Annotated in this window: 12 protein-coding genes; 1 reads left to right on the top strand and 11 read right to left on the bottom strand. The window is 37.1% G+C overall.

Annotated features, from left to right (window positions below):
• The first annotated feature begins 599 nt into the window (after nucleotides 1-599).
• Nucleotides 600-3,422: a beta-galactosidase GalA gene (gene galA / locus ACY0M5_RS11050; RefSeq protein ID WP_461629149.1), complete on the top strand. Its 2,823-nt coding sequence runs from the start codon at nucleotides 600-602 to the stop codon at nucleotides 3,420-3,422.
• A gap of 166 nt (nucleotides 3,423-3,588) precedes the next feature.
• Here the strand turns inward: galA and ACY0M5_RS11045 are convergent, their stop codons facing one another.
• The 11 genes from ACY0M5_RS11045 to ACY0M5_RS10995 form a co-directional block, all read right to left on the bottom strand.
• Nucleotides 3,589-4,233, bottom strand: a complete 645-nt coding sequence (locus ACY0M5_RS11045; RefSeq protein WP_461629148.1) for a PQLLE family protein — start codon at nucleotides 4,231-4,233, stop codon at nucleotides 3,589-3,591.
• 1,323 nt (nucleotides 4,234-5,556) lie between these two features.
• Nucleotides 5,557-6,018, bottom strand: a complete 462-nt coding sequence (locus tag ACY0M5_RS11040; protein ID WP_124991406.1) for a YehS family protein — start codon at nucleotides 6,016-6,018, stop codon at nucleotides 5,557-5,559.
• Between the two features lie 297 nt (nucleotides 6,019-6,315).
• Nucleotides 6,316-8,676: a glycoside hydrolase family 3 C-terminal domain-containing protein gene (locus tag ACY0M5_RS11035; RefSeq protein WP_461629147.1), complete on the bottom strand. Its 2,361-nt coding sequence runs from the start codon at nucleotides 8,674-8,676 to the stop codon at nucleotides 6,316-6,318.
• A gap of 288 nt (nucleotides 8,677-8,964) precedes the next feature.
• Nucleotides 8,965-11,208 carry a glycoside hydrolase family 3 N-terminal domain-containing protein gene (locus tag ACY0M5_RS11030; RefSeq protein WP_461629146.1) on the bottom strand — a complete coding sequence of 748 codons (2,244 nt, stop codon included), beginning with the start codon at nucleotides 11,206-11,208 and terminating at the stop codon, nucleotides 8,965-8,967.
• A 245-nt stretch (nucleotides 11,209-11,453) separates the two neighbouring features.
• Nucleotides 11,454-12,320 carry a hypothetical protein gene (locus ACY0M5_RS11025; RefSeq protein WP_124991403.1) on the bottom strand — a complete coding sequence of 289 codons (867 nt, stop codon included), beginning with the start codon at nucleotides 12,318-12,320 and terminating at the stop codon, nucleotides 11,454-11,456.
• Between the two features lie 107 nt (nucleotides 12,321-12,427).
• Nucleotides 12,428-13,936, bottom strand: coding sequence for a RagB/SusD family nutrient uptake outer membrane protein (locus tag ACY0M5_RS11020; protein ID WP_124991402.1), 1,509 nt, complete (start codon nucleotides 13,934-13,936; stop codon nucleotides 12,428-12,430).
• Between the two features lie 19 nt (nucleotides 13,937-13,955).
• A complete protein-coding gene (locus ACY0M5_RS11015) occupies nucleotides 13,956-17,084 on the bottom strand; it encodes a SusC/RagA family TonB-linked outer membrane protein (protein WP_461629145.1) in 3,129 nt (1,042 codons plus the stop codon).
• A gap of 273 nt (nucleotides 17,085-17,357) precedes the next feature.
• Nucleotides 17,358-20,114, bottom strand: coding sequence for a carbohydrate-binding protein (locus ACY0M5_RS11010; protein WP_461629144.1), 2,757 nt, complete (start codon nucleotides 20,112-20,114; stop codon nucleotides 17,358-17,360).
• 58 nt (nucleotides 20,115-20,172) lie between these two features.
• Nucleotides 20,173-21,675: a glycoside hydrolase family 30 protein gene (locus ACY0M5_RS11005; protein ID WP_461629143.1), complete on the bottom strand. Its 1,503-nt coding sequence runs from the start codon at nucleotides 21,673-21,675 to the stop codon at nucleotides 20,173-20,175.
• 206 nt (nucleotides 21,676-21,881) lie between these two features.
• Nucleotides 21,882-24,842 carry a two-component regulator propeller domain-containing protein gene (locus ACY0M5_RS11000; RefSeq protein ID WP_461629142.1) on the bottom strand — a complete coding sequence of 987 codons (2,961 nt, stop codon included), beginning with the start codon at nucleotides 24,840-24,842 and terminating at the stop codon, nucleotides 21,882-21,884.
• Nucleotides 24,843-25,080: 238 nt separating this feature from the next.
• Nucleotides 25,081-26,442 (bottom strand): MFS transporter, encoded by a 1,362-nt coding sequence (locus tag ACY0M5_RS10995; RefSeq protein ID WP_461629141.1) that lies wholly within the window; start codon nucleotides 26,440-26,442, stop codon nucleotides 25,081-25,083.
• Nucleotides 26,443-26,706: the final 264 nt, after the last annotated feature.

Here is a 26,706-nt window from a genome sequence, read left to right as displayed (position 1 = left end):
TTGATGAGTTTTTTTTATGGGCTAATTTCTCAAATTTAAACCGGGATGAGAACCCAATTGGGGTTCGTAACTTGTTCATGACGAGGAACGAGGAATAATCCCTCCGTGTTCACTGAAAAACTCATCAAGAAATTGATGAGTTTTTTTATGGGCTAATTTCTCAAATTTAAACCGGGATGAGAACCCAATTGGGGTTCGTAACTTGTTCATGACGAGGAACGAGGAATAATCCCTCCGTGTTCACAGAAAACTCATCAAAAAATTGATGAGTTTTTTTTATGGGCTAATTTCTCAAATTTAAACCGGGATGAGAACCCAATTGGGGTTCGTAACTTGTTCATGACGAGGAACGAGGAATAATCCCTCCGTGTTCACAGAAAACTCATCAAGAAATTGATGAGTTTTTTTATGGGCTAATTTCTCAAATTTAAACCGGGATGAGAACCCTTTATAGCATGAGGATTAACAAAAAATGTATCGGGTACCGTTTTTAATGGTGCTTTTTTACCATTAAACTTTGATAAAATACTATTAATTCCTGGAATTCAAAAAGGGTATATTTATAACCTTTACGTATATCAAATTAACTGGAATTATTTATGAAATCTATTTCTCTTAATCGATTTTTTTTCTTTTTGGTATTTTCAATACCATTTTGTATTTCAGCACAAAAGCACACCGAAAGAGAGCTGATTTTAATTGATAAAGACTGGCGTTTTTCGTTTGGTCATTTATATGATACTCAGAAAGATTTTAATCATGCAACAGGATATTTTTCCTATTTAGCCAAAACCGGATATGGAGATGGTCCGGCAGCTCCAGCTTTTGATGATCGTGCGTGGCGAAAATTAGATTTGCCTCACGATTGGGCTGTAGAGCAATCGTTTAGTGAAAAAGCCAGTTTTAGTCACGGGTTTAAAACTGCCGGGAAAAATTTTCCTAAAAAAAGCATAGGCTGGTATCGAAAAAAAATCAATATTCCGGAAACAGATAAAGGACGAATTATTTCTTTAAAATTCGATGGCGTTTTTAGAAATTCAAAAGTATTTTTTAACGGACATTATCTCGGAACAGAAGAAAGCGGTTATAATGGTTTTGAATATGATATTACGGCATATGTGAATTACGGCGGCAAAAATACAATTGTTGTGCGTGTTGATGCTTCGATGGAAGAAGGCTGGTTTTATGAAGGTGCCGGAATTTACAGACATGTATATTTAAAGAAAACGAATCCGATTCATGTTGCAGAAAACGGAACTTATGTTACCTCAGAAATAAAAGAAAATAATGCGGAAGTTACGGCTGATGTTACTATTGAGAATAAAGGCAGTTATAAAGGTATGATTGAAGTTGTCCAGACTATTTTGGATGCTTCAGGAAAACAAATTGCAACTATTTCTGAAAATACAACGACTCCTGATTTTTATAAAACAATACATTACACTTCAAAATTACAAGTAAATGATCCATTGTTATGGGATATTGAAAATCCGAATTTATATCGATTAGTAACTGAGATTAAACAAGAAGGAAAAACTATTGATCATTATGAAACAACTTTCGGAATAAGAACAATAAAGTTTGATGCCGAAAAAGGTTTCTTCCTGAATGGAAAATCGGTAAAACTAAAAGGCACCAACAATCATCAGGATCATGCAGGAATAGGAACAGCTTTGCCGGACGAATTGCAGTATTTCAGAATCAAAAAACTGAAAGGGATGGGTTCGAATGCGTATCGTTGTTCGCATCATCCGCCAACTCCTGAATTGTTAAAAGCTTGTGATGAATTAGGGATGCTGGTTATTGATGAAACCAGATTGATGGGAATTAACGATTATCATTTAAATAATTTAAAACGAATGATCGAACGCGACCGTAATCATCCGAGTATTTTTTGCTGGTCTGTTGGAAATGAAGAATGGAAAATTGAAGGTGGAATTGTTGGTGAGCGTATTACGAATGTCATGCAGGGTTTTACAAAAAGTATCGATACTACAAGACCTGTTACAGTTGGGATTAGCAGTGGTTTTAAAAGCGGAATATCATCTGTTGTAGAAATTATGGGCTATAATTATTTGGGTAACGGGGATATTGATGCACACCGAAATGAATTCAAACAACAGCCTGGAATGGGAACAGAGGAAGGTTCTACATTTGCAGCACGAGGAATTTATTTTACAGATGATGCCAAACATTATCAAAGTGCTTACGACAAAAAACCTCGTCCGACATTTTACAGCATTGAAGAAGGCTGGAAATTTTATGCAACGCGTCCGTATTTAGCAGGACTATTTATTTGGACTGGATTTGATTATCGCGGAGAACCAACACCTTATGGCTGGCCATCTGTAACTTCTTATTTTGGAATGATGGATGTTTGCGGTTTTCCGAAAGACAATGTGTTTTATTTAAAATCATGGTGGGGAAATGAACCTGTTTTGCACATTATGCCACATTGGAACTGGAGTGGAATGGAAGGCAAGGAAATCGACGTTTGGGCCTATTCAAATTGCGATGAAGTAGAACTTTTCCTGAACAAAAAAAGCTTGGGCAAAAAGAAAATGGAGCAATACGGACATTTAGAATGGAAGGTAAAATATACGCCGGGAACTCTTGAAGCGATTGGTTATAAAAACGGCAAAAACGTACTTTCAGAAATCCATAAGACAACTGAAAATCCCGAGAATATAAAGCTTTCGGTTGATAAAGAAAACCAGACAAACACCAATGTTGTTGTGGTAACCGTTGAGACAACAGACAAAAATGGTGTACATGTACCAACTGCAAATCATGAAATAACATTTTCTTTAAAAGGTGGAAAAATTCTTGGTGCTGGCAATGGAAACCCGACATCTTTAGAAAAAGACCAATTTATTGATAATATAGAATTACTGTCAATAACTGATTTTGAAGAGAAAAAACTGGCTTCAGCAGATTCAAATCAAAAAGTAACGGATTCTGAAGATAACTGGCAGGAAGCGTTTAAAGACAGAGATTATAAAAATCAGGCTCCGGCTTATGTTTACAGAGGTAAATTTGATTTAAAGAGCAATCTTAAAACAAATACGGTTACTTTCTTTTATAAAAAAATTGGCGTAAATGCAGTAATTTCTGTCAACGGAAATAAAATTGCCCCGAGTACAGAAGATGATCAAAAATATGTTTTTAATACCAGTGTTTTAAAGCAAGGAACAAACGCCATTCAGATTATTGCTCGGCCTTTGCAAAAATTAAAAGAATGGGATGTTATGAACACAGATCCCGGAATTATTCAGGTAATAACACCGTCTGAACCCTGGAAACGAAAGTTGTTTAACGGATACGCACAAATCATTATTCAAAAAGAGGATAATACAAATGAAGTTGTTTTATCGGCTGCAGCCAAAGGTTTAAATACCGGGAGTTTAACTTTGAAAAAATAATTTCATGTTAGTTTTAACCGCAAAAAATAGAGGTTACAAGTGGCATTTCAATTAATATATATCCACACAAAAAAACTGAGTATTTGTAAATTAAGTAATTTGTTTAAAGTTAAAAAAAATGCCACCCGAATTATCAAGTGGCATTTCAAAATTATTAAGCTTCTAATTATTTGACAACTATGCCCAAAACTTCTAATTTCTGACGCTCGCTACCCTCGTAAAACAAATCGAGGCAAGCACGCAAATCGGAGCAATAGGCCATAAATTCGACATAGTACTCTTGTTTTTGAGCGGTGGCTTGCTGCGCTTCTCCATCCTCTTTTTCAGCCTTCAGCTTTAAGTCATCCAGTTTGACCAAGTCTGCCTGCAATGCTGTAATTGCATCGGGCGTTAAACTAGCCAGTGTCAGTTTTTCCTGAATAGCTTCATGTGTAATAATTGCACTTACAGTATCATCAGCTAAAGATTTCCACTCGGGATATGCCGCCGGCACTTCCTTATTTAAACGCAAAAGGGTTGATAATTCAAGATCATTTTTAAAAAAGTAGCGACCCACCTTACGAATACGAATCAGCTTATCGCGCAGCATCGTGTAAAACCCGTTGAATTCCCGAGTTGCCTGACTGGATTCAATACCTTCGATATTTTGAAGCTCGAAAGCTGTTTTGGTTTTTGTATAAAGCGACTTTCCCAATTCGATACGCTCTTCGGAATAGATTGGCTGTATGCATTCCTTAATGGATTCAGCAGCCGAAATGCCATAAACCAATAGTCGTCCTTTTTCAAGTTCTTTTAAATAACTTTCTTTCATCTGTTTGTATTTTTTTATTTTTGGTTAGATGGAACTTACCATGCTGGAATAATCATTCCCCTGTGTGTTAAAATCACTTTGGCATGGACGTTTCATAACATTACTTTATAAATGCTCTTTTTTTTATTTGCCATAATGAAATTATTATTCTCAAGTCTGAAAAGCAAAAACTATTCAATAAATTTTTTATGATATATTTCACACTTTGGAAATTCTGCTTCTATTTTGAATTCATTTTTTATGACTTTCTGTCACTTTTTGATGATTCCCCCGGCTTTTTAGCTTTTCCCTGCACTTTTCTCCGACTTTCTGTCATTTATGTTCAATCTCCCCACAGTTTGGAAGTGTTCCCCTCACTCATCTCTAATTTTATTGTACTTGAGTAGAATTTTCCTGAGCTTTTTAGCTCCTCTCCTCTCTGTTTTGAGATTTTATACTGCTGATGTGATGCTGAATTGTTCTTTTATGGGATTTTGGAGGGATTTGGAGAGTAGAAAACTGGTGTGACGTGTTTTTTTTCTTGGGGTTGAAAAAAAGGACGCGTAGCATAACTGGATAGTGCACTGCGTTACGCCAACAGAGGTTGGGATTCGTAACTTGTTCACGACAAGGAAGAATCCCTCCGAGTTCACTAATTGTAAACAATCAGCTAGTTGAGACTAATTGGGTGTTTTTGGGTTAAATAACTCCTCTCCCATTCCATAACCTTGTATCTTGCATAAGATCTGCACAAAGGGTGTATTTTCACACATTTCCCTGTTCAAACTCGATTTCAACAAAATTGATCTCGCAGATCGATGCGTAGCATTACTAGAAGTTTATGATAATCGGTACATATATGTATTTAATGGATACAACTTATATGAAGAAAAAAATGACTCCCTTAAAATAAAACAGGTTTGAACCTGCAAAGAGAAGTAATTACGAAACTCTGACAGAGATTCTACGCTGTCAGGATATCGTAATTGGACTGAACTGATCAACGAGTTTTTATTATTATTTCGGGTTGTAAATCCTATTGCTCAGAACTCCTGATTGCAAATCAGGGGTTGCCGCGGTAATCTTTAGTCATACCCTGACATTTACAGCTTCTCTATAGTCAGAGCATGACAAGAAAAATATTTTAAGGCGATACGGCTGGCCCTGATTTGTTATCTGGATTTAATTAGTTGGCGATTTATAATCGCCTAAGCTGAAAATAGAGGATTGAAAATCCTCAACTCGAAACCTGCAGATTACAAATCTGCAGGAGCGCGGGAAATTATAAGATGTTGTATTTGTGTGATTTTTCAAATTATTTCTTCGTCCTATAGAATGTTTGCCTTACTTATTCTTGTATTTCTTTTGCAGTGCATTCAAAAAATATCTTAGGTACTGATCCAAAAATTCTCGATAGTGTTTATGATCTGGATTACGGAAAAAAGCACTCAACTCATGTTTGCTTATTTTTTTATCTATTAAGGCGAGCATATCTAAGATGTCATCTGATTTCAAATCCAGTGCAATTTTTAGTTTCCGAAGAATCATATTGTTACTTAAAGGATCTTCTGGCTCTGGTAGTGGGCCTTCTCTTTTTCCGCGTTTTTCAATGATTAATCCGTTGAGGAAAATAGCCAGTTCTTTATCTGTGATTTCTACTAATAATGGGTCATCATCTTTTTTAAACCAACCATCCAAATCCGCTTTACTGACATCGTAATTGGCTAATTTAAAAAGTTCAATCATTTTGAGATCACTAAAGTCAAACACGTAACGAACACGTCTTAATATATCATTATTGGTCATATTGTCTTTTATTTAATTTTCACTTCATTCATAATTTTCATTTTCCTAATCTAACTCCCGTTACTTGTGAGGCAGTTGCGCTAATCAACTCTTATTGTATTCAGGTTCCCGAAACTACAAAACAATAAGTGCTTCCCAAAAGAAACAAGAAGAAATAAAAAAAGACCACCCCTTGCGGGATGATCTTTACCTAAATGAATGAAGGGATTACTTTTATTTCCTTCGGTATGCAAAAACGATTTAAGTCGTTGTTTCTGCCAGTGGAAATTCCTCTGGTCTACATATTTGTGATACTTATTATGGATTATAAGTGAAGGCCTTGCATTTCTCAACCAGTTCCATAACCTGAGCATGAGATATTTCGCCATTGGTTATGTAAGGATATTTTATCATTGGATGATCAACCATGAAGCCTGGGAAATCTGCATTATAACCTGATTTTCCTTCTCCTGTGAAGCCTTTGATCCAATTTGGAACTAATTCCATCAGCAATGCACGGGTTTGCTTGTTTTTCCAGTATTCGCTAAAAAATGTGTACTCGTCGAAAGCCAAAGGAACTTGTTGCGTTGATTGCAGGGCAACAACTTCTGATAATCTGATATCGCGTGATGATGTTGCTGCAGAAATTGTAAATTCACCGCTTTCAGCAATCCACATCTCTCTTTTTCCATCGTAGCAGGAGAAATCCCGGGCTTCCAATTTAAAGGTCACTTCTTTTTCTTCTCCCGGCTCTAACTCAATTTTCGCGAACTTCTTCAACTCTTTTTTAGGGCGCAATAGTGTACTTTTATTATCGGTAACATACAATTGCACAACTTCTTTCCCTTTTACATCACCTGTGTTTTTAACAGTTAAGGTCGCTGTTACTCCTTCTTTATCGGTCGTGTTTTTAGCCGATAGTTTAAGATTACTGTATTCAAAAGTTGTATAAGACAATCCAAATCCAAAAGGAAACAGAGGTTCAATTTTCTTTTCATCGTAGTAACGATAGCCAACAAAAATGCGCTCTCCGTAAAGGACTTCGCCTTGCTCTCCCGGAAAATTTAAAAATGAAGGAGTGTCTTCTAATTTCACAGGAAATGTTTCGGCCAGTTTGCCTGATGGATTTATTTTCCCAAACAAAACATCGGCAACAGCACCAGCTCCGGCTTGTCCGCCCAGCCAGGTTTCCAAAATACCATCCACTTCATTTATCCATGGCATGGTAACTGCGCTTCCGTTGGTAAGTACAGCAACCGTGTTTTTCTGAACTTTCGCAATCTCACTAATTAGTTTGTTATGAGATACAGGCATATTAATATGGGTTCGGTCTATGCCTTCGGATTCGTACTGCAATGGTAAACCTGCAAATACCAAAGCAATATCGGCATCGGCAGCTGCTTTTTTGGCTTCATCTATTAGCGACGTATCATTATCATCAGATAATTTATAGCCTTGCGCATAGCTTATTTTTATGTCCTTGCCATATTCTTTTTTGATGATGTCAAGCGCTTTATCAAGCCGGGTAGGTTTCACTTCAGAGCTTCCGTTTCCCTGATAACGGGGAGCTGAGGCAAATTCTCCAATAATGGCTACACGCTTGTACTTCTCTTTTGTTACAGGTAATATCTGATTTTTGTTCTTCAAAAGTGTTATGGCTTCTGATTCAACCTGCCGTGCATAAGCGTGATGCTTTTCAGCATTGAGTTCAGCACCTTGTTTTTCGAGAGCTTTTGCTTTAAATACAATTGTCAGGATCTCTTTTACCAATCCATCAACAACGGCAATATCCAAATCTCCGTTTTTAACCGCTTCTACAACAAGAGAATCATTTACACCACTAACTCTGGGCATTTCGATGTGCATGCCTGCTTTCATTGCTTCAACCCGGTTAACCACTGCAAACCAGTCTGAAATAACAATGCCTTTAAATCCCCATTCCTTTTTAAGCATATCGGTTAACAAATACGGACTTTGAGTGCCGTAAACACCCTGAACCCGATTGTAACAGGCCATAATTGTCCATGGCTGTGCCTTTTTAACCGCTATTTCGAATGGAGTGAGGTAGATTTCGTGCAGGGTACGATTATCCATATTGGAGTTGTTGTACATGCGCATGGTTTCGACATTGTTGGCGGTATAATGTTTTAATGATGTTCCCACGCCCTGACTTTGAACTCCGTTGATATAGGCCGCTCCCAGTTCGCCTGATAAAATTGGGTCTTCAGAAAAGAACTCAAAATTTCTTCCGCCCAAAACTGATCGTTTGATGTTGACACCCGGCCCCAGAATTACATTCACATTTTGCGCCTGGCATTCTTCACCTATGGCTTGTCCAACTTTATTGACCATATCTAAATTCCATGTTGCAGAAAGTGCCGATGCAGTTGGAAAGCAGGTAGCCGGCAACTGATCGCCGTAACCAGCCTTATTGGTTGCCGGTGCCCGGCGCAGACCATGAGGACCATCTGCGACCCAAATCCATGGGATATTCAGGCGTTCGACCGGCTGTGTGCTCCAGTCATCGCGACCGGAACAAAGAGCTGCTTTCTCCTCTAAAGTCAATTTAGAAACCAGTTGGTCAATTTTATCATTGACATCCAGGTCTGATTTTTTAGTCTGTGCTTTCAATACCATATTTGATAGTATTAGGATGGAAAACAATAGTAAATTTTTCATGTTTTATTAATTACAAATTATAGGGTTTAAGGTACAAATAATTATCATTATACACATTTAAAATCCGGTTTAAACAATCAACATAAAAGATTGATTTAAAAATCATTTGACACGAAAAAACTGATTTTAAACTTACCAATTATACCAAATTAACATCAAAATTGATCTTATAAAATAGTGCTTATAGAATCAAGTCATACCCTGACAAGAAAGGCTTGGATATAGTCAGAGCATGACAAGCTGATATTTTACAAGGATATAGTTGTGCCATAAAAATTAAAACAGTTCCTATTTCACTGCAAACTCAGCACCCAAATCGGCATTGGAATTTCCTCCAATCCAAAGCATAAATTTTCCAGGCTCAACAACATTCATCATTTGCTGATTATGAAATGACAATTCGCTTGCCGGAATTGTGAAACTCACCCTTTTGGCTTCTCCTGCCTTCAGTTTCACCCGATCGAAAGCTTTTAGTTCTCTTACCGGTCTGGTAACATCTCCAACCAGATCACGAATGTAAACCTGTACAACTTCTTCGGCAGTACATTTCCCTTTGTTGCTTAATAAAACGGATACTTTCAACTCTGCTGTACCTGCAATTACCGGTGTTTCAATCCGTAAGTCTGAATATTCAAAATCAGTATATGATAATCCAAAACCAAAGGGATATAAGGGTTCAAAACCTTCATCCATGTAATGAGAAGTATTTCCCAATGATGTTTGATAGGCCTTTACGGGAATTTTATCAATTGAAGGCCAGTTATTGGGATCAACAGGTCGTCCGCTGTTTTTATGATTGTAGTACATGGGAATCTGTCCAACCGATTTTGGCATTGTTACCGGCAATTTACCTGAAGGTGATACTTTTCCAAACAAAATATTTGCCAATGCTGTTCCTCCCATAGTTCCCGGATGCCATGCATACAGTACTGCATCTGCATTTTCGTATACATCTCCTATACTCAATGCTCTTCCTGCCATTACAATCAGAACGACTGGCTTGCCTGTTTCCGATATTTCCTGTATCAGTTCTTTTTGAATTCCAGGAAGATCAAGTCTGGCCCAGCAATGAGCCTCTCCTGATAATATCGCTTCCTCGCCCACGCATACAACAACAACATCAGAGGATTTTGCAGCCTTTATTGCTTGTTTGAAACCATCTGAATTTTTGTCTCTTGTGTATTTTAATCCTTTTGCAAAATTCACCTTCGCATTTCCCAGCAAATTTCTAATTCCTTCGAGCGGCGTAATTGATAACAAACTGTCGGCATCGAAGCTCCATGTTCCCAATTGCTCGTATTTTTCATGAGCCATCGGGCCAATAACTGCAACTGAATTTATTTTTGTGGAAAGAGGCAACAGCTTATTTTTATTCTTCAAAAGAACGATGCTCTGTTCGGCCGCTTCCAGAGCCGCTTTTTCTATGTCTTTTTCTCCAATTTCGCCCTGTCCGTTTTCATCTACATATGGGTGCTCAAATAAGCCCAGTTCAATTTTGATTCGCAGTATATTTCTTACTGCATCATCAACTAAATCTATATTTATAAGACCCTCATCCAAAAGTTCCTTAATATGATTTTTGTAACAGGTGGAAGCCATTTCCATATCAACGCCTGCTATCAAAGCTTTTTTTGCTGCATCTTTTTCATCAGAAGAAAAACCATGACTGATCAATTCATGAATTGACGCCCAGTCGCTGACCACCATACCATCAAATTGCCACTCCTCTCTTAAAACCTTACGAAACAAGAATTGATTTCCCGAAGCCGGAACGCCATTCAAATCATTGAATCCTGTCATAAAAGTTCTGATACCGGCATCCTTGGCTGCTTTGAATGATTTAAAATAAACATCCCGCAATTCTCCTTCAGGAATAAGTGTTGTATTATAATCCCGGCCTCCCTCTGCTGCACCATAGCCGGCAAAGTGTTTTGCGCAAGCGGCTATTTTGCCATTTGAAAAAAGAGAACCATTGGTGCCCTGAAAACCTTCGGTAGAAGCAACAGCCATTTTTGAAACCAAGTATGGATCTTCTCCAAAACTTTCTGCAATTCTCCCCCATCGGGAGTCTCTGGCAATATCAATCATGGGTGCAAATGTCCAGTTAACACCAGCTAAAGAAGCCTCTTGTGCTGCAATACCTGCCCCTTTTTTTACTATTTCAGGATTCCAGGTAGCTGCTTGCCCCAAAGGAATTGGGAATATGGTTTTAAATCCATGTACAACATCTCTACCTATTAACAAAGGAATACCCAACCGACTTTCTTCAATTGCTGTTTTTTGAATTTCATTTACTGTTTTTACGTCAACTTCGTTCAAAATAGAGCCAACATTTCCAGCCTTTATTTCTTCTTTTATCTTATCCGGAATTTGTCCGGAAAAGCCATTGATCTGACACATTTGTCCTATTTTTTCATCAATTGTCATCTGCGACAAAAGTTTCTCAATCTTCTGATCATTAATAGATAAAGAAGATACACAAGACTGTAAAAGGCAAAGACATATCCCTAATACGTAAAATCTATTTACCATTTTTTCATTTTTAATCGTTCTTGAAAACCCAAACGGAATCAACTTTCACCTGTGTGAAAATTGAATTAGTTTAGCCCAGAGTTTCTTTCTCAGTCCCTTCAACGGCAAACTTAAAAAAGGGGCGCTGCACAAAGAATTCCAATGCCTTCCGAATGCAACGCCCCATAAACTATTCTAATTTATTATAATCATGAACTCTTCCAGATTTAAATCCATGAGTATATAGCCCAAACCTGACAGAGGTGTTATTGAATTGAACGAATTTCCACATTATCAATAGTAATTCCTTCCTTCATATCACCACCGCCACCTCTTATAACAAGATATACTGTTCCTGCAGTTGCTGCGGTAAAGACCCCATTGGTTTCGGTTGAACTTCCTACCTTAGTAAATTTCCCTGCAAATGGAGTTGTTCCACTTCCATCCCATGTATTTATGCTCAATAATTTTTCTCCTTCATTGTAATCGCCGGATACTGTTTCCGGATCACTATAACCACAATACACTTCGAACCATGTATCAGAACAGCCTGTAGTAGAACTGATATACATATCGATTTGATAACTACGCCCTTCCTCTACCTGGATGGCTTGGTAAATTCCATTACCTCCCCAGCTGGGCGTTGTTAAGTTAGCATTACCGTCATTAAAATTCCAGGTGCCGTTACCTGCACCCGTGCCACCAATTGTCCATTCTGCTATATCATCTTCAGAAGTAAACTTACCTCCTCTGATTAAATTTCCAGAAATTGGATCTGAAGTTTCAACATTCACCACGCTTGATGCTTCGCTGCTTAAAATTCCACCTGCTACAATTACCTTATGCTTTATTTCATATTCTCCTGCATCTGGTAAGAACAATTCAAATGAATTACCGCCAGTAGAAAAACCTGTTCCATCTCCTAGATCCCAATAATTACTAATAACATATTTGTTACTATTGGTCGTAATTTGATATCTATTTGCAGAAATTTCATCCACTGAAAATCTTACATCTATCATTTGTTCTGTTACATGTTCTTGATCGTCGTAAGTATCCTGAGTACAGGAAACCATTCCTAAAGAAGTTAACAAGACGAATAATCCTATATATATTATTTCAATACGTTTCATATGATTATATTTTTGTGTGCTTGCCATATGGAACTCCCAAATTACACTCATCCTCCTGCGTGTAAAGCTTTTTATAGGGGTCGTTTCATATGATTATATTTTGTTTTTTAATAAGGATTTTGAGTTAAACCGCTATCTGAATCCATCTCGGCCTGCGGAATAGGCAGATGTTTTTTATTCTCTGTCCAAGTGTTTTTTCTGTATTCGTTTGGAGCAAGTACTGTTGCTGCCATTCCGGTACGAACCAAATCCCAATAGCGCTTACCTTCGCCCACAAACTCAAGATGACGTTCCTTAATGATATTATCAACAGTAGCAGTAATGCTACCTACACCTGCCCTATCCCGAACTTCATCTAAATAAGTTTGAGCACTTCCTGTTCCTGATACTCCACGTGCTAATAATTCAGCGGCGTTAAGTAGTGTTTCAGCATATCGGTAAACCCTAAGGTTATTGTTGTAATTCATATCCGCAGAACCTGCATAACCGGCATTTCCGTTAGCTCTTGGAAGGTATTTTTTCAAAAAGTTTCCTGTGTCCTGATAACGTCCTTCGTAAGTAGCTCCAGATTGAGCTGCATAGGTTGCAAAATTTAAAATTCCACCATTTTTACGTTGGTCATTATCCTCGTACAAATCATATGCTTCCTGACGGACAGGTTCAAATCCCCAACCTCCATCAAAATCATCACTTCCTGATAAACTATTAATACCAATCAATTTAGGATAAACAGTACCCCCATCACCGATGGCACTCCCCCAATCTTTTCCTCCATTAACACTAAAATAGTTCACTTCAAATATAGATTCCTTAGTCCATTCTCCACTTTCTTCCCAAATTCCTGCAAAATCATCATTCAAGATATATTGGTGACTTGCAATAATTTCATTCATGTAAGCCAATGCTGTTGAATAGCGGCTTTCATCATTCTGATACATCACCACTTCAGTATATACCATATAAGTCATGGCCAAGGATACTCGTCCTGTATTTTCAGAAGTAGTTTTTATTGATAATCCACCATTGGCAATCACATCTTCTAATGTTGTGATTATACCTTCATAAACTTCATCGGCAGTTAACTGAGCTGCTATATATGGAAAATCTAGATTAGTTTCATAATATGGAATATTGCCCCAAAGTTTCCATAACCACATATAATAGTAAGCCCTTAATGCTTTAGCTTCAGCAATGTAAAGTGCTTTGTTTGATTCGGAAATATCCTGTACATTATCCATATATTCCAAAACAGCGTTAGCACGCTTTACTCCTGAATAAAAAGTGGTCCATAAATCGCTGCAAACAATTTCCGGTGTCGCTTCGTAATTGAACATCTTATGCAGAAAAGGCAAATCACCCTGGTCATTTCCTCCAACATACACATCATCTGACATTACATCTGACACTAAGTTAAGTTGAGTATATTGTCCCCAGGCATAATCTGTCCAGGATAATGGATCATAAGCAGCAACAAGTGCTTCAAATATACGATCCTCTGTTGTATAATAATCATCTATCAATACGCTGCTTGCCGAATCTACTTCAAGGAACTCCTCTTTACAAGAACCCAAAAGGATAAAAAATAAGCTGCAAATTAAAATATATTTATTCTTCATTACTTTAAGTTTTTAATCGTTAAAAAGACAGGTTTAAACCAACTGTATATGTTCTTGCCTGAGGATATATTCCGCGATCAATACCAAGAGAAGTACCTCCTGAAGAAATTTCAGGATCAAAACCGTCGTATTTTGTGAAAGTGAAAAGATTCTCTGCTGCAACATAAAAGCGCAAACTATTTACAAATGCCTTATTGACAATATTTTGGGGTAGAGTGTAACCTAATGTTACATTTTTAATGCGCATATAATCGCCATCTTTAACATAGAGGTCAGATGATAACCAGTTGCCGTTATTATCTGAAAATGAAAAGCGAGGAATTGTATTGGAAGTTCCTTCTCCTATCCAACGATCTAACATATAGGCAGGCAAATTAATATAACGCAAGTCTGTACGTCGGGTAGCATCATAAATATCGTTACCAACAGTCCCCTGCAGCATCATGCTAAAATCAAAGCCTTTAAAATCAATTCCAAAGTTTATGCCGTATGTCCAGTCAGGCATACCCTTTCCAATCATTGTACGGTCATCATCTCCAATAGAGCCATCTCCATTCAAATCCACAAACCTTACATCTCCAGGAACTGCATTCGCCTGGATTAAGCCACCTTCATTATTCACATGCGAATTAATTTCTGCATAATTTTGGAAAATACCATCTGTTTTATATCCATAAAAATAGGGGAATGGCAACCCATTTTGGGCTCTCGAAATAGTTCCTACATTAGCATAGCTATCGTAATTAGCAAAACCATCTGCATTTCCCAGATTAACCAATTCGTTTTCAAGATAAGAAGCGTTTCCTCTAATGCTAAAGTTGAAATCGCCAAGCTTGAATCTATAGCCTAAATCAAATTCAATACCCCAGTTTTTCATATCTCCAACATTACCAGTTGGTTTTGATTCTCCCACATAAGAAGGAATCGACATCGTCATCAACATTCCATTGGTTTTCTTCTCATAGTAATCAACTGTAAATGTCAATGCACTATTTAAGAATCCGAAATCAAGTCCTATGTCGGTTTGTTCCGATTCTTCCCATGCTAATGAAGTATTAGCCAGTCCAGATGCTTTTGTTCCATTTACTAATGTTCCATTCCCTGGTCCAAAAGCATAATTATTACCTGTTGAAGTAAGGGCGGTATAACCAAAAGCCCCGATATTTTCATTCCCGTTTTTACCCCATGAAGCTCTCAGTTTAGAAGAAGTTAACCACTCTGGACGTGATTCCATGAATGCCTCATTTGTAATATTCCATCCCAGTGAAATTGAGGAGAACACACCATATTTTTTTCCCGGACCAAAATTAGAAGAACCATCTCTACGAATAGTGGCCTGAAACATATATCTCTCTGAAAAGTTATAGCTTAACCGGGCAAACATTGACGCTAAAGTATGTGGGCTCCAAGCTCCTCCTCCAACTGTCTGGTCTCCATTTGCAGCTGTTCCGGTAGTAAAATCAATATTGGCTTTGTCTCCATTTTCTTCAACCATAAATTTATTACTTCCGCCTAAACCACGACCTGTTACTTTTTTAGCTGATTGCCCTAACATTACGTTAAAATTATGCTTGTCGGCAATACTCTTTTCGTATGATAAGATATTTTCTACCTGCCAGGTAAATCCGCGATTCATACTCGACCAAACTTTTGAATAATCAGAATAAGCAGATTTACCTAAATAATATTCAGGTGTCCAACCATCATTACCCCAAAATGCAAGATCAGTTCCAAATGAAGATCTAATCTTTAAATTGTCCCAGATCGTTAATTCGCCCCAAAATGACGACACTAACTTGTCCGAGTTATTCTCTTCTCCAGGTAAAGCCAGCTGAGCGACCGGATTAGTGATTTCGTTATAGTCATCACCAGCGATTGTATAAATTAACCCATTCTTTGGGTCACGAACCGCCGTTGGGTGAAGGGCTGCAGCCGCTACCTGATCCTCTTCATACAAACCTAACAATGGTGAGAATGAAATTGCACCTCCAAGTGCTGAACCATACTCCGAGTTTGTTCCAATACCTTTAGAGTTTATTCTTGAATAGGCAACATTAATTCCTACTGTTAATTTATTTAAAAAATTACGGTTCATATTATCCAAAAGATGGTATGTTGTATTTGACCTTAATGAGATTCTCTCATAATTAGAACGGTCAAAATTTCCACCAACGATTCCATCCTGCTTATAATAACCTGCAGAGAAATAATATATAACTTTATCGGATCCGCCGCTAACACTCAATTGATGGTTTTCAACAGGGGCATTGTCATAAAAAACCATATCCTGCCAATCTGTACCCTTACCCAATGCATAAGGATCATCATATCTTGCAGTTTCCCCTGAATTAACTAAACCTTCATTTATCAGTAAAGCATATTGTTGGGCATTTAATACATCCCTTTTATTCCATTTGCTTTGCCAACCTCGCGAGAAATCATATTTTACAGATAATTTGCCTTTATCTCCACTTTTTGTAGTTATCAGAATAACTCCATTAGCAGCACGGGCACCATATACTGCTCCTGATGCAGCATCCTTTAGAACTTCAATAGACTGAATGTCACTTGGATTTAAATAATCTATTCCTCCATCAATTGGCATACCATCAACAATATATAATGGATCACTATTATTAATCGTACCAATACCACGAATTCGTACTTGCGAAGAAGCTCCCGGCTGTCCGGAAGATGATGTAACGGTTACTCCTGAGGCCAATCCTTTCAGAGCATTATCGATGCGAACAGGTGCAATACTTTCTAAATCATCTGCTGAAACTTTCGCAATTGAAGCAGTTAAAACACTCTTTTTCTGCACTCCGTAACCAACAACAATAACTTCGTCAAGTCCTGTTGTTTCCACATTTAAAACCACATTCATTTCTGAATTGTTCCCCACCACAATTTCCTGTGAGCTAAAACCAATCAGCGAAAATACCAGTATCCCATCATTTGAGATCTCAATCTGATATTTTCCATCCATATCGGTAGTAGTACCGATTGTAGTACCTTTAATCACTACCGAGGCAAACGGCAATGGTATACCATCCTCTGCTGAGGCCACTATACCTGTTACGACATGCTTTTGTGCAAAGGATTGCAAGCAAAATAATGCCAAAACTAAAAACAAGACTGTTTTTTTCATAGATAATTAGTTAAGATGATTAGTTAATTATTTTCAATAAATGGATCTGTCTGTTAGCTTCCGGATCCACCGTAATTATATTCGGGTAATTGCAAACCCAATATATTTTTCCTGCTGATTCCCAGCTTTGTAAGAAACAATAACAGTAAGAGAGCAGCTTCCCTCTTGTGCCTTTTTGGTGATGGCAATTCCGAAATTAAGTTTGACTTTTTTCCCTGAGATATTTGGTGAGGAATTGCCATTGAAATCTGTATTACTATTGAAGCAAAACTCTTATTTAACAATCAGAACCTTCACGGTTTTGTTCACGTCTTTACCTGAAACTGTAAGCAGGTATGTACCTGTTGCATATTCATTTACATTAATGGAATGACTTTTTTCGGAACTCAACTGAGAAAACAACTGCGTTCCGCCCATTGTAAAAAGACTAATTTGTCTGCTGGAAGAGGATTCAAAATTGAGGTTTAAAATGTCGGACGTCGGATTGGGAAATACTTCAAATTTCGACTCATGAATTGGATTCTCAATTCCTGTAACTGTACCGTCATCAAAAGAAATCCAATTCAGATTGTGTTCTCCTGATTCAGACAATAAGCGTAAAATTGTTTTGCCTTTCGGGAGATCTATTGTTATGGATTTTGTTTGCCAGGATTGCCATCCATTGGTACTTCCAAAAGAAACAGATTCATTGGAAACCATTTCTCCGTTCACTGAGTTCAAAACAAGAATTTTTGCATTTTTTGCTGTAGCAAACCTGAAATTCATAGTGAAAGTTCCCGCTGCCGGCACATACAGCAGATATTCCAAATAATCACCATCCGAAGCATAGGAAGTGTTTTTCCCTTTTCCTGTGTCGGTACAATCTTCCAACTCAAAGCCACTATTGATCATGAAATTTTCCGCTTCAATTTTTCCAGGTATTTCAAAATGCCTGTTGAAATTATTTTCGACAATTACATTTGCAAAAGACTCCAGTTCTTTAGAACCTGATTCTACACTGTTTCCTGTATAGGAAAGTTTGATTTCATGATTATAAAACAAATCCTTCTCAGTCATTAGAATCATCTTTCGGCTGTTATTCGGATCCAAAATAAAATCTGAAATGGGAACTGATTCTCCATCAACCGTTAATTCAAATTCATTGATATTAATATCGTTTTCAACCGATGTAATTGGCCGATTTACATCAAGAAATATTTCATTATCAATTTTTGCAGAACCGGCTTTTAACAGCTTAAAAGGAACAGCGCTTATTTCGACTGGTTCAATCAATGAAAAATGGTTTACATTCAGCTCACCGCCATCAAACACAAGTTTAATTTTAACCATGCCTTTTGGCAGAATAATGTTATTTATTGTGCTGGTTATATAGCTGGTCCAACTGCCTGTAGAAGGAAGTTCAAACGTTTCGGAAACTATCTGACCGTTTGCCTCAATATGCATAGAGGCTTTCCCGGTACCAGCTGTTCTGATTTCTAATTTATAGGCCGCATTAGCTTCCGAATTAACGGTATACTGTAACCACTCACCGCTTTTCACAAAACCAACATTGTAACCATTGGTTTCCGTATCGTTACACTTCTCAATATCCACACCGTCATTGCGGTATTCCCAACCCTGATTCCATGCCTTATATTCACCGGTATTTAGATGATAATTTGCAGTATCTGTATCGAAGTAAGCATAGTTGTTTCTGCCCAGGTCATAATCGACGGCAAATATTTTTTGACTTGTTGTATGTGTTTTAAATGGTTTTGTTTCTGTTGTGTGAGGCTGACGAATAAGGGCATCAATTACATCGTACTGAATCGTACAATTTTCAAATTTGTGATTGTTGGCAAAGGTCATAACCGCACTAAATGCTTCATCCGAAGTCATTGTACCATTGCCTTTCCACATCTCAATCATTTGTAAATAATCAGCATTCGTTTCAACCTTTAGTATGTTATTAATGCCTGATTTTTTCACCGGCCACCACGACCATCCCACATTGTTGCTTTCTGTTAATGCCGCCAAATTTGTGAACCATGTATTCGAGTTTTCTCCTGTTTCACCCAACCAAACCGGACGATTTTGCTCTTCTCTAAAATCTGTTATCCATTTTAGTGCATTTACATCATTGTATGTCCAATATTTATGAAAACTGTAAACCATGTTATCATCCCAGGCAGGAGTCAAACCAGAAAAATCATTGGCAAACGAATTCCCTTCAATAAATAAAATGTGATTGGTATCTACCTCACGAATTGCATCGGTAATTTTGCCATACAAATCGCGAATTTTCGAATTGTTGCCCTCGGAAAATGTCCAATTGATCTCATTAATTAGATCATAACCTCCAATCCATGGCTCATTACTATATCTTTCAGCAATTTTTTTCCAGAGTGCAACTGTTTTGTCTTTGTTCAAATCACTTTCCCATAAAGATGGCTTCGAAGAATCGTAGTCAGAAATTGCAGCATCTTTCCCTTGTCCTCCGGGTGCTCCATGCAAATCAAGAATCAAATACATCTGATTATCGGAACACCACGAAAGCAAATCATCTATCATGTCGAAGCCTTTGTTTGTCCATGTTATTTCGCCTTGTACAGGTTCGTTTTCGATGGCAGGAGTAAACCATTTGTAATGCATTGCAACACGTATACAATTAAATCCCCATGCAGACATCGAGTCAACATCAATTTTTCTAAAATGATTTGAAAGCCAAACCTCATAAAATTCGTTGGTGCGGGTCTCTCCTACTGTTTCAATTAATTTATTTCTGAACTCATGCTGAGTGTTAGCTACATCTGAAGACTGCATCATGTAACCTTCCTGAATCATCCAATTCCCGGTTCCGATACTTCTGATTATTAAATTGTTTCCATTTCCATCAACAATACTTGTTCCATTAACATGTACAAATCCCTGCGAAAAAGCAGGAGCGGAAAAACTAAGGAACAAGAATATAAAAAAGGAGAGATTGAGAAAAATCTTCATCATCCAATTCCCGTATTTTCCTTCTGATTGATATTCAAGTCGTTGTAACATATTTTTACTATTTAGCAGCAGTTTCATTGGTATAGATTTATTCCTGTTGGATTTGTGGTTATTCGTTAATAACAATTGTTGCAATTGAATGAGCAGGAAGAACAGACAGAGCACCTCTTCCTTCTAACCATATTTTAAATTCAAGTTGCTTATCGGTTTGATTCATTGCCACAACAGCAATGCTATTGTCTTCATTTACAAAAGCTGTTGCCAGAATATTGTCATCATTCGAAGAACAAATGATACGCTGTGCACCTGGACGGATGTATTTTGAGAAGTGCCCCAGGTAGTAATAGGAATTCATGTAAGTGATTTCGCCCGTTTTTGTATTTCCGATAATTGGAGCGTAACAATAATTGGCAACATGATTCGGACCTCCTTTTTCATCGAGTAAAACATTCCAATCAACCCAGCCCGAAGCCGAATTATTAAGATCATGAATAATTGACTCTCCATATCTTTCTCCCCAACTCCATTCACCCAGCTTACTGTAATCGAACGGGAATACACATCCTTCAGTGAAAATGGTTTTCTTATCAGGGAATGCCTCGGATACAAGTTTCACGTTTTCAAAATGATCTCCGGTATACCAATGAAAACCAGTACCCCAAATATATTTTGATGCTTCAGGATCATCTAAAACAACCTGAGCACGCTGGTACATTAATCCTCGGTTGTGATCCCAGATAATAATTTTCTTGTCCCCCATTGAACTATTTTCAAGAGTTGGCCCCAGATAGTTTTTTACAAAATCTCTTTCTTCCTCAGCAGTAAAAACGCAGGATTCCCAGCGTTGAACTGCCAATGGCTCATTTTGAACTGTAAGCCCCCAGAAATCAATCCCCTGTTTTTTATAAGCAGCAAAGAATCTAACGAAATAATCAGCCCAAGTCTGAAAATATTCCGGTTTTAAACTTCCTCCTTCCAACATGTTGTTGTTGGTTTTCATCCACGCAGGAGGACTCCAGGGTGAAGCGAAAAGTTTCATTTCATTCCCTGATTTGGCCAAAGCTTCTTTGATGAAAGGTATTTTATATTGATTGTCGTGTTCTATGGAGAAATTGTCTAAAGCCGTGTCGCCGCCTACTTCTGCATAAGAATAGCTTTCACTTGAAAAATCACAACTATGAATATGAGTACGACACAAACTATAGCCAATTCCCTTTTCACGATCGAAATAAGCCTCTAAAATTTCGTTTTGTTTGTTTTTGGGAAGCTTATAAAAAGTTTCTGCGGCAGCATCGGTAAGTGCACCACCAAAACCTTCAATAATTTGAAAACGCTTTTTTGCATCTAGTATAAGAGTGGAAAAATGTTCTTCCGGCTGATTAAAATCCCCAACCAACAGGCCATCAGATTTTGAGAATCTTAAATCCCCTTCTTTTGCGGTAGTATATTGAATTGCTTTTTCAAGAGTAATCTTATTACTGCTTCGACTATTCGTCTGCAAATTTTGATCTCCATTCTGTTGATTGCTTTGTCCTGCAATTGGATTACATGCATTAAGTATGCCTATGCTAGTAACTGCAAATAAAAAATATTTCAATATTGTGCTTGTCATCTATCTGTTTATTTGATTTTCAAAACAAATATATATGCGCACAATAGGGTAACATGAGTTTGATACCTCTCAAATACTCCTCAAACGTTTACAGACACTACTCAAAACTACTCTTACAGTCGTAAATATCTTATAAACTGATTCTTATAAAAACAATAAATTGCATTAATTTGATGACAAAAATGGAGATAAACCAAACGAAAAACTTATAAATCCATTAAATATCTCTGTAATGACTCATTGGAATCGAGTTCTAATTTTTTTCGAAGGCGATAGCGGTCGTTTTCGATTGCTCGTGTCGTCTTATGCATAAATTCGGCAATCTCTTTTGAAGAAAGATTCATTCTTACATACGAAGCAACCTTTACCTCAGACAAAGTTAAATCCGGATATTCATTGCGTAACTTACTTATAAATTCATTGTACATTTTATCCAACCGAGGCTCAAGGTATTTCCACTCCTTATCATCGTTGATTTCGATATCAATCTCATCAATTACAATCTGCAAGCCACTTTTTACTGCAGGCATTGCTTTGGCCGCAAGACCAAGCATCCGATTTTTATAATTGATCAGTACCCTGTTTCTATTTACCGTGTAAAAGGTCAGTTTTTCCAATTCCGATTCAATATTTTCCTTTTCAAGCTCTGTTATTCTTTTTTCCTTTAAAGCCTGTTCCTGCAGGAATTTTATTTTTAAAAGACGCAATCGATAATTATAAGCTGCCGCTGCTACACCAACTATTAAGCCAACAACTAAGAAACTAAACCATTTGGTTTTCCAGAAAGGAGGAAGAACATGAATGCTAAGCTCTGCTATATTATCCCCCCACTTTTTATCATTATTTGAAGCTTGAACTTTAAATGTATAATTTCCATTTTTTAAATTTGAATAAGATACAAAACGATGTTCGGAATCGGAATCGTACCAGTTTTCATCAAACCCTTCCAATTTATATTTGTACTGACACTTTTTAGGATGTGTATAATTCAAGGCCGCAAATTCAATTGAGAAGACCTTATCGGAATAAGTTAACTCAATCTCTTTGGTGTGTGTGATATCATTTTGCAATTTAACCAGCTGATTGATTGAATCACCCGGTAAAACTTCCTGATTCTGAATTTTTAGTTTCGTAAAATAAACTTTTGGAATCGTAAGGTTTAAGGACAATTCAGAAGGATTGAAAATGTCCAGCCCATTTTTGGATCCGGTTAAAAAAGTACCATCTTGTAATTTAATAAAAGCCTGAGCATTAAACTCATTCGATGATAAGCCATCCGATTTATCAAAAGACATAAATTCCTTCGAATCCTTACTTAGCACGGCAATTCCATCATAGGTCGTCACCCAAATTCCACCGGCTGCATCTTCCTGTATACCAAGAATAATCATAGATGGCAAACCATTTTTTAATGTGTATTGAATGCCTTCCTTCTCTTTTTTATTGTATTTAAACAGGCCATTCCCTTCTGTTCCAATCCAAATATTTCCCCACTTATCTTGAAATAAATCTTTAATTACACCCTCGGTAGTAATATTTGAATTTGTGCTAATTCTCAATACATTATTAGCTTGCTTGTCGTAAACATATATTCCGTTGCCTTCGGTACCAAACCATATATCTCCATCGGAATCTTCCATAACAGACATCACATTGGAATGATCAATTTTAATCAATTCTCTGGAGGATGGTCCTATATTTTTGAATGTCTCTGTATCTGAATTAAAAAGATCAACACCATTGCCCAAAAGTCCCAGCCAATTTTTCCCCTGACTATCCACCAGAATGGTCCAAACATTTTCGGAGTGTAAACTTAAATTGTTTTGAGAATTCTGATGAAAATGCTTAAAAGATTTCGTTTTATAATCATATATATTTAAGCCCGCGTTGTAAGTACCTATCAGTATATTGCCATTTACATCCTCTGCCAAACTAGTGATAACATTACCCGATATACTGGTTTCATCTGAAATTTTAGAATAAAAATGAGTTAATTTATTTTCTTTGCTGATAACATGTAAACCTGATCCATCTGTACCTATCCAAACATTTCCTTTACTATCCTGTAAAATGCCAAGCACCGATTTGCCTTTAAAAAAGGAACAAATATTATCAGGCAAAAGTTTGTTTGCAAATTTCTTCGCCAGAGGATCATAATATGCTACACCTTTATCGTATGTTCCTACCCAAATTCTGTTGGCATTGTCCTTATATAATGTATATACCTGATTACTTGGCAAACTATTAACATCTTCGTCATCAAAATTCACATAATCAAATGTTTCATTTCGGGTATCCAATATGTTAATTCCTCCCCCATCTGAAGCAATCCAGATTTTACCATCCGAATTTACAATCATATCTCCAGTCAGAACTTCAGAACTCAGACCATTTTTTTTAAAATAAAATTTTGATTTTTTCGATTTCCGGTTGTATTTGCATAAACCGTGCTTGTCAGCAGATATCCATAAATTACCTTCTCTGTCCTCAAGAAGACGCTTTCGATAATTCCCTGAATTTAATTCTAAATTGTTGTAGGATATCGAAAAAAACTTACCGGTTTTTCTATCCAGACGCTGAATATCCTTTTCAAAAGTTGCAATAAATAACTGTCCATCGTGAGTCTCCAAAATATCACTTACTACGTAAGAGTTTATACTTTGAGGCTCACCGTTAGGATGATATACTTTAAATGAATCCGTGCTTTTATCAAATAAAGCAAGACCACTGTTGCTGCCTATGACAACTGTCCCATCTTTTAAAACTTTTATTCGATAAATCTGATTGCCTATACCATTCCTGATGCCGTATTTTTTGAATTGATTTGTTTTTGGATTGAATCTATTAACTCCATTTTGATAGGTTCCCACCCAAATAAATCCATCTTTATCTTCAGCAACAGATAATATCCTGTTTCCGGAAATAGAATTGGTATCTTGTGTGTTTCGATATACTTTCACTTCGTAACCGTCGAAACGACAAAAGCCATCCCGAGTACCAAACCACATAAATCCAGAAGCACTTTGCAAAATGCATTCAACATTGTTATGAGGAAGTCCTTGTTCCTTTGTGATCCTATTAAAACTGTATTGGGCAAAGGAAAATTTAAGGCATAAAATTAACAACGCGCTTAAAAAAAGCTTTTTGTTCTTTAAAGTTTTTATCATCGGTAGGTGCTATGAATTCTCAAATATACAATAATTCACATATTTTAAAAACAGACTAAATATCAATTACTTTCAATATATTCTATTTTAGAAATAGGTAGAATAAAATTCACAACAAGCATCTTAATATTTAGATCTGTAATGTGTTGACATTTAAAAGATCACCCCTTTTTCGAGATGATCTTTACCAAAATGAATGAAGATAATACTTCTATTTCCTTCATAAACCAAAAACAATTTAAGAAGTAGCCTCTGCCAATCTCCTTTGATCCAGATCCGTTTTTATAACAACACAAGTTTCGTGATCGATGGTATAGAAGTACAGGAGAATTGCACATGACATGTATAAGATTCCGGGAATTACCGATATCATGAGTTTTATTCCTGTTATGGCAGTTGCTGTTTGCTCAATATTGGGTGTGAATTTGAATATGGCAAGCATCCATCCTGCCAAAGCTCCACCAATTCCCCATCCTGCTTTTTGGGCAAATGTAGCTGCAGAAAAGACCAAGCCGGTTGAACGTCGTCCGGTTTTCCATTCCGAATAATCAGCTGTATCGGCAAGCATAGTCCAAAGTAAAGGCACGGCAGGAGCATAAGCCATTTTTGCAAGGATATTAAATGCATAAATCATTGTCAAATTATTGGCAGCAGGCAGATACAAGCAGATGAAGAAAAATCCGGAAAGCAATGAACTAGCCAAAAACACATTACGCTTACCGAATTTTTTTGCCAATGGTTTTGAAAATGGAATAGCAACAATCAGTGCTACTGTACCAATCACATTAAACAACTGAACATTTTCTTCCTTGCCTATATAGTATTTAAAATAGTATGCAATGGACAAATTCTGCATTGCAAACATGATGAACGAAATAATCCCAACAAAAAACAGAATCATCCAAGGTTTGTTCTTAAACAAATTTCTAAAATCCTCCTTTAAGTTTTCTTTCTGCTCTTTAGGCGGTTGTACTCGCTCTTTTGTCGTTTTAAAAGTAATCATGAATAAAATAAAACTGATAATGGAAAACAGAATTAACGTGTACTGATATCCTTTTGCATTATCGCCGCCCCCAAAATACAGAGCCAATGAAAGGGCGGTACCTGAAACAATAAATTGCCCGACGAATGCAAAAATAAACCGATACGAATTGAGCCCCGCTCTTTCGTAAGAATCCGAAGTAATTACCGCTCCCAATGATGAATAAGGAAGATTTATAGCTGTAAATACACTCATTAATAAAATATAAGTAACCCCAGCATAAATCACTTTACCCGTTGGTCCGAGATCAGGAGTGGTAAAAGTTAAAACGGCAAGAACACTATATGGCAAAGCCATCCATAAAATGTAAGGTCTGAACTTACCCCAACGTGTATTTGTTCTGTCAGCAATAATTCCCATAATAGGATCACTTATCATGTCCCAAAAACGAGCAATCAGCATAATGGTTCCTGCGGCGGCGGCAGAGATTCCAAAGGTATCGGTATAGAAAATCAGAATCCAGAAACCTACCATATCCCAAACAAAATGGGAGGCTGTATCGCCTAAGCTGTAACCTATTTTTTCTTTTAATGATAATTTTGAGTCCGTTGTATTCATTGTGATATAATTGTGTAATTTATTGACTCTACATCAAGCCTTTTTTAAAATTAATCTAATGGTTTCTCTATTTATATTATTATCCTAAAGCCGGATGGGCTCTTACTTTTCTCCTTAGATGAGAAAAGTAAGCAAAAGGATCAAGCCTCTCGGAAGCTGTTCGGCTTTTCATGGCAACGGGGCAACCCAAATCGCGCCCGATCGGCAGTCCCTGCTCTAATTATTTCAACTAAAATTATTTTCTTCAATTCACAATACTCATTA

The sequence above is a fragment of the Labilibaculum euxinicum genome (assembly GCF_963678175.1).
GTDB lineage: Bacteria > Bacteroidota > Bacteroidia > Bacteroidales > Marinifilaceae > Labilibaculum > Labilibaculum euxinus.
The sequence above is the reverse complement of the archived record's forward strand: the minus strand, read 5'-3'. Positions and strand labels throughout refer to the sequence as shown.

What these genes read in the sequence shown, in the direction of transcription:
- ACY0M5_RS11010 (WP_461629144.1), bottom strand. Translation starts at nt 20,114, where the DNA reads ATGTTACAACGACTTGAATATCAATCAGAAGGAAAATACGGGAATTGG.
- ACY0M5_RS10995 (WP_461629141.1), bottom strand. Translation starts at nt 26,442, where the DNA reads ATGAATACAACGGACTCAAAATTATCATTAAAAGAAAAAATAGGTTAC.
- ACY0M5_RS11030 (WP_461629146.1), bottom strand. Translation starts at nt 11,208, where the DNA reads ATGGTAAATAGATTTTACGTATTAGGGATATGTCTTTGCCTTTTACAG.
- ACY0M5_RS11025 (WP_124991403.1), bottom strand. Translation starts at nt 12,320, where the DNA reads ATGAAACGTATTGAAATAATATATATAGGATTATTCGTCTTGTTAACT.
- ACY0M5_RS11020 (WP_124991402.1), bottom strand. Translation starts at nt 13,936, where the DNA reads ATGAAGAATAAATATATTTTAATTTGCAGCTTATTTTTTATCCTTTTG.
- galA (WP_461629149.1), top strand. Translation starts at nt 600, where the DNA reads ATGAAATCTATTTCTCTTAATCGATTTTTTTTCTTTTTGGTATTTTCA.
- ACY0M5_RS11045 (WP_461629148.1), bottom strand. Translation starts at nt 4,233, where the DNA reads ATGAAAGAAAGTTATTTAAAAGAACTTGAAAAAGGACGACTATTGGTT.
- ACY0M5_RS11005 (WP_461629143.1), bottom strand. Translation starts at nt 21,675, where the DNA reads ATGACAAGCACAATATTGAAATATTTTTTATTTGCAGTTACTAGCATA.
- ACY0M5_RS11035 (WP_461629147.1), bottom strand. Translation starts at nt 8,676, where the DNA reads ATGAAAAATTTACTATTGTTTTCCATCCTAATACTATCAAATATGGTA.
- ACY0M5_RS11040 (WP_124991406.1), bottom strand. Translation starts at nt 6,018, where the DNA reads ATGACCAATAATGATATATTAAGACGTGTTCGTTACGTGTTTGACTTT.
- ACY0M5_RS11000 (WP_461629142.1), bottom strand. Translation starts at nt 24,842, where the DNA reads ATGATAAAAACTTTAAAGAACAAAAAGCTTTTTTTAAGCGCGTTGTTA.
- ACY0M5_RS11015 (WP_461629145.1), bottom strand. Translation starts at nt 17,084, where the DNA reads ATGAAAAAAACAGTCTTGTTTTTAGTTTTGGCATTATTTTGCTTGCAA.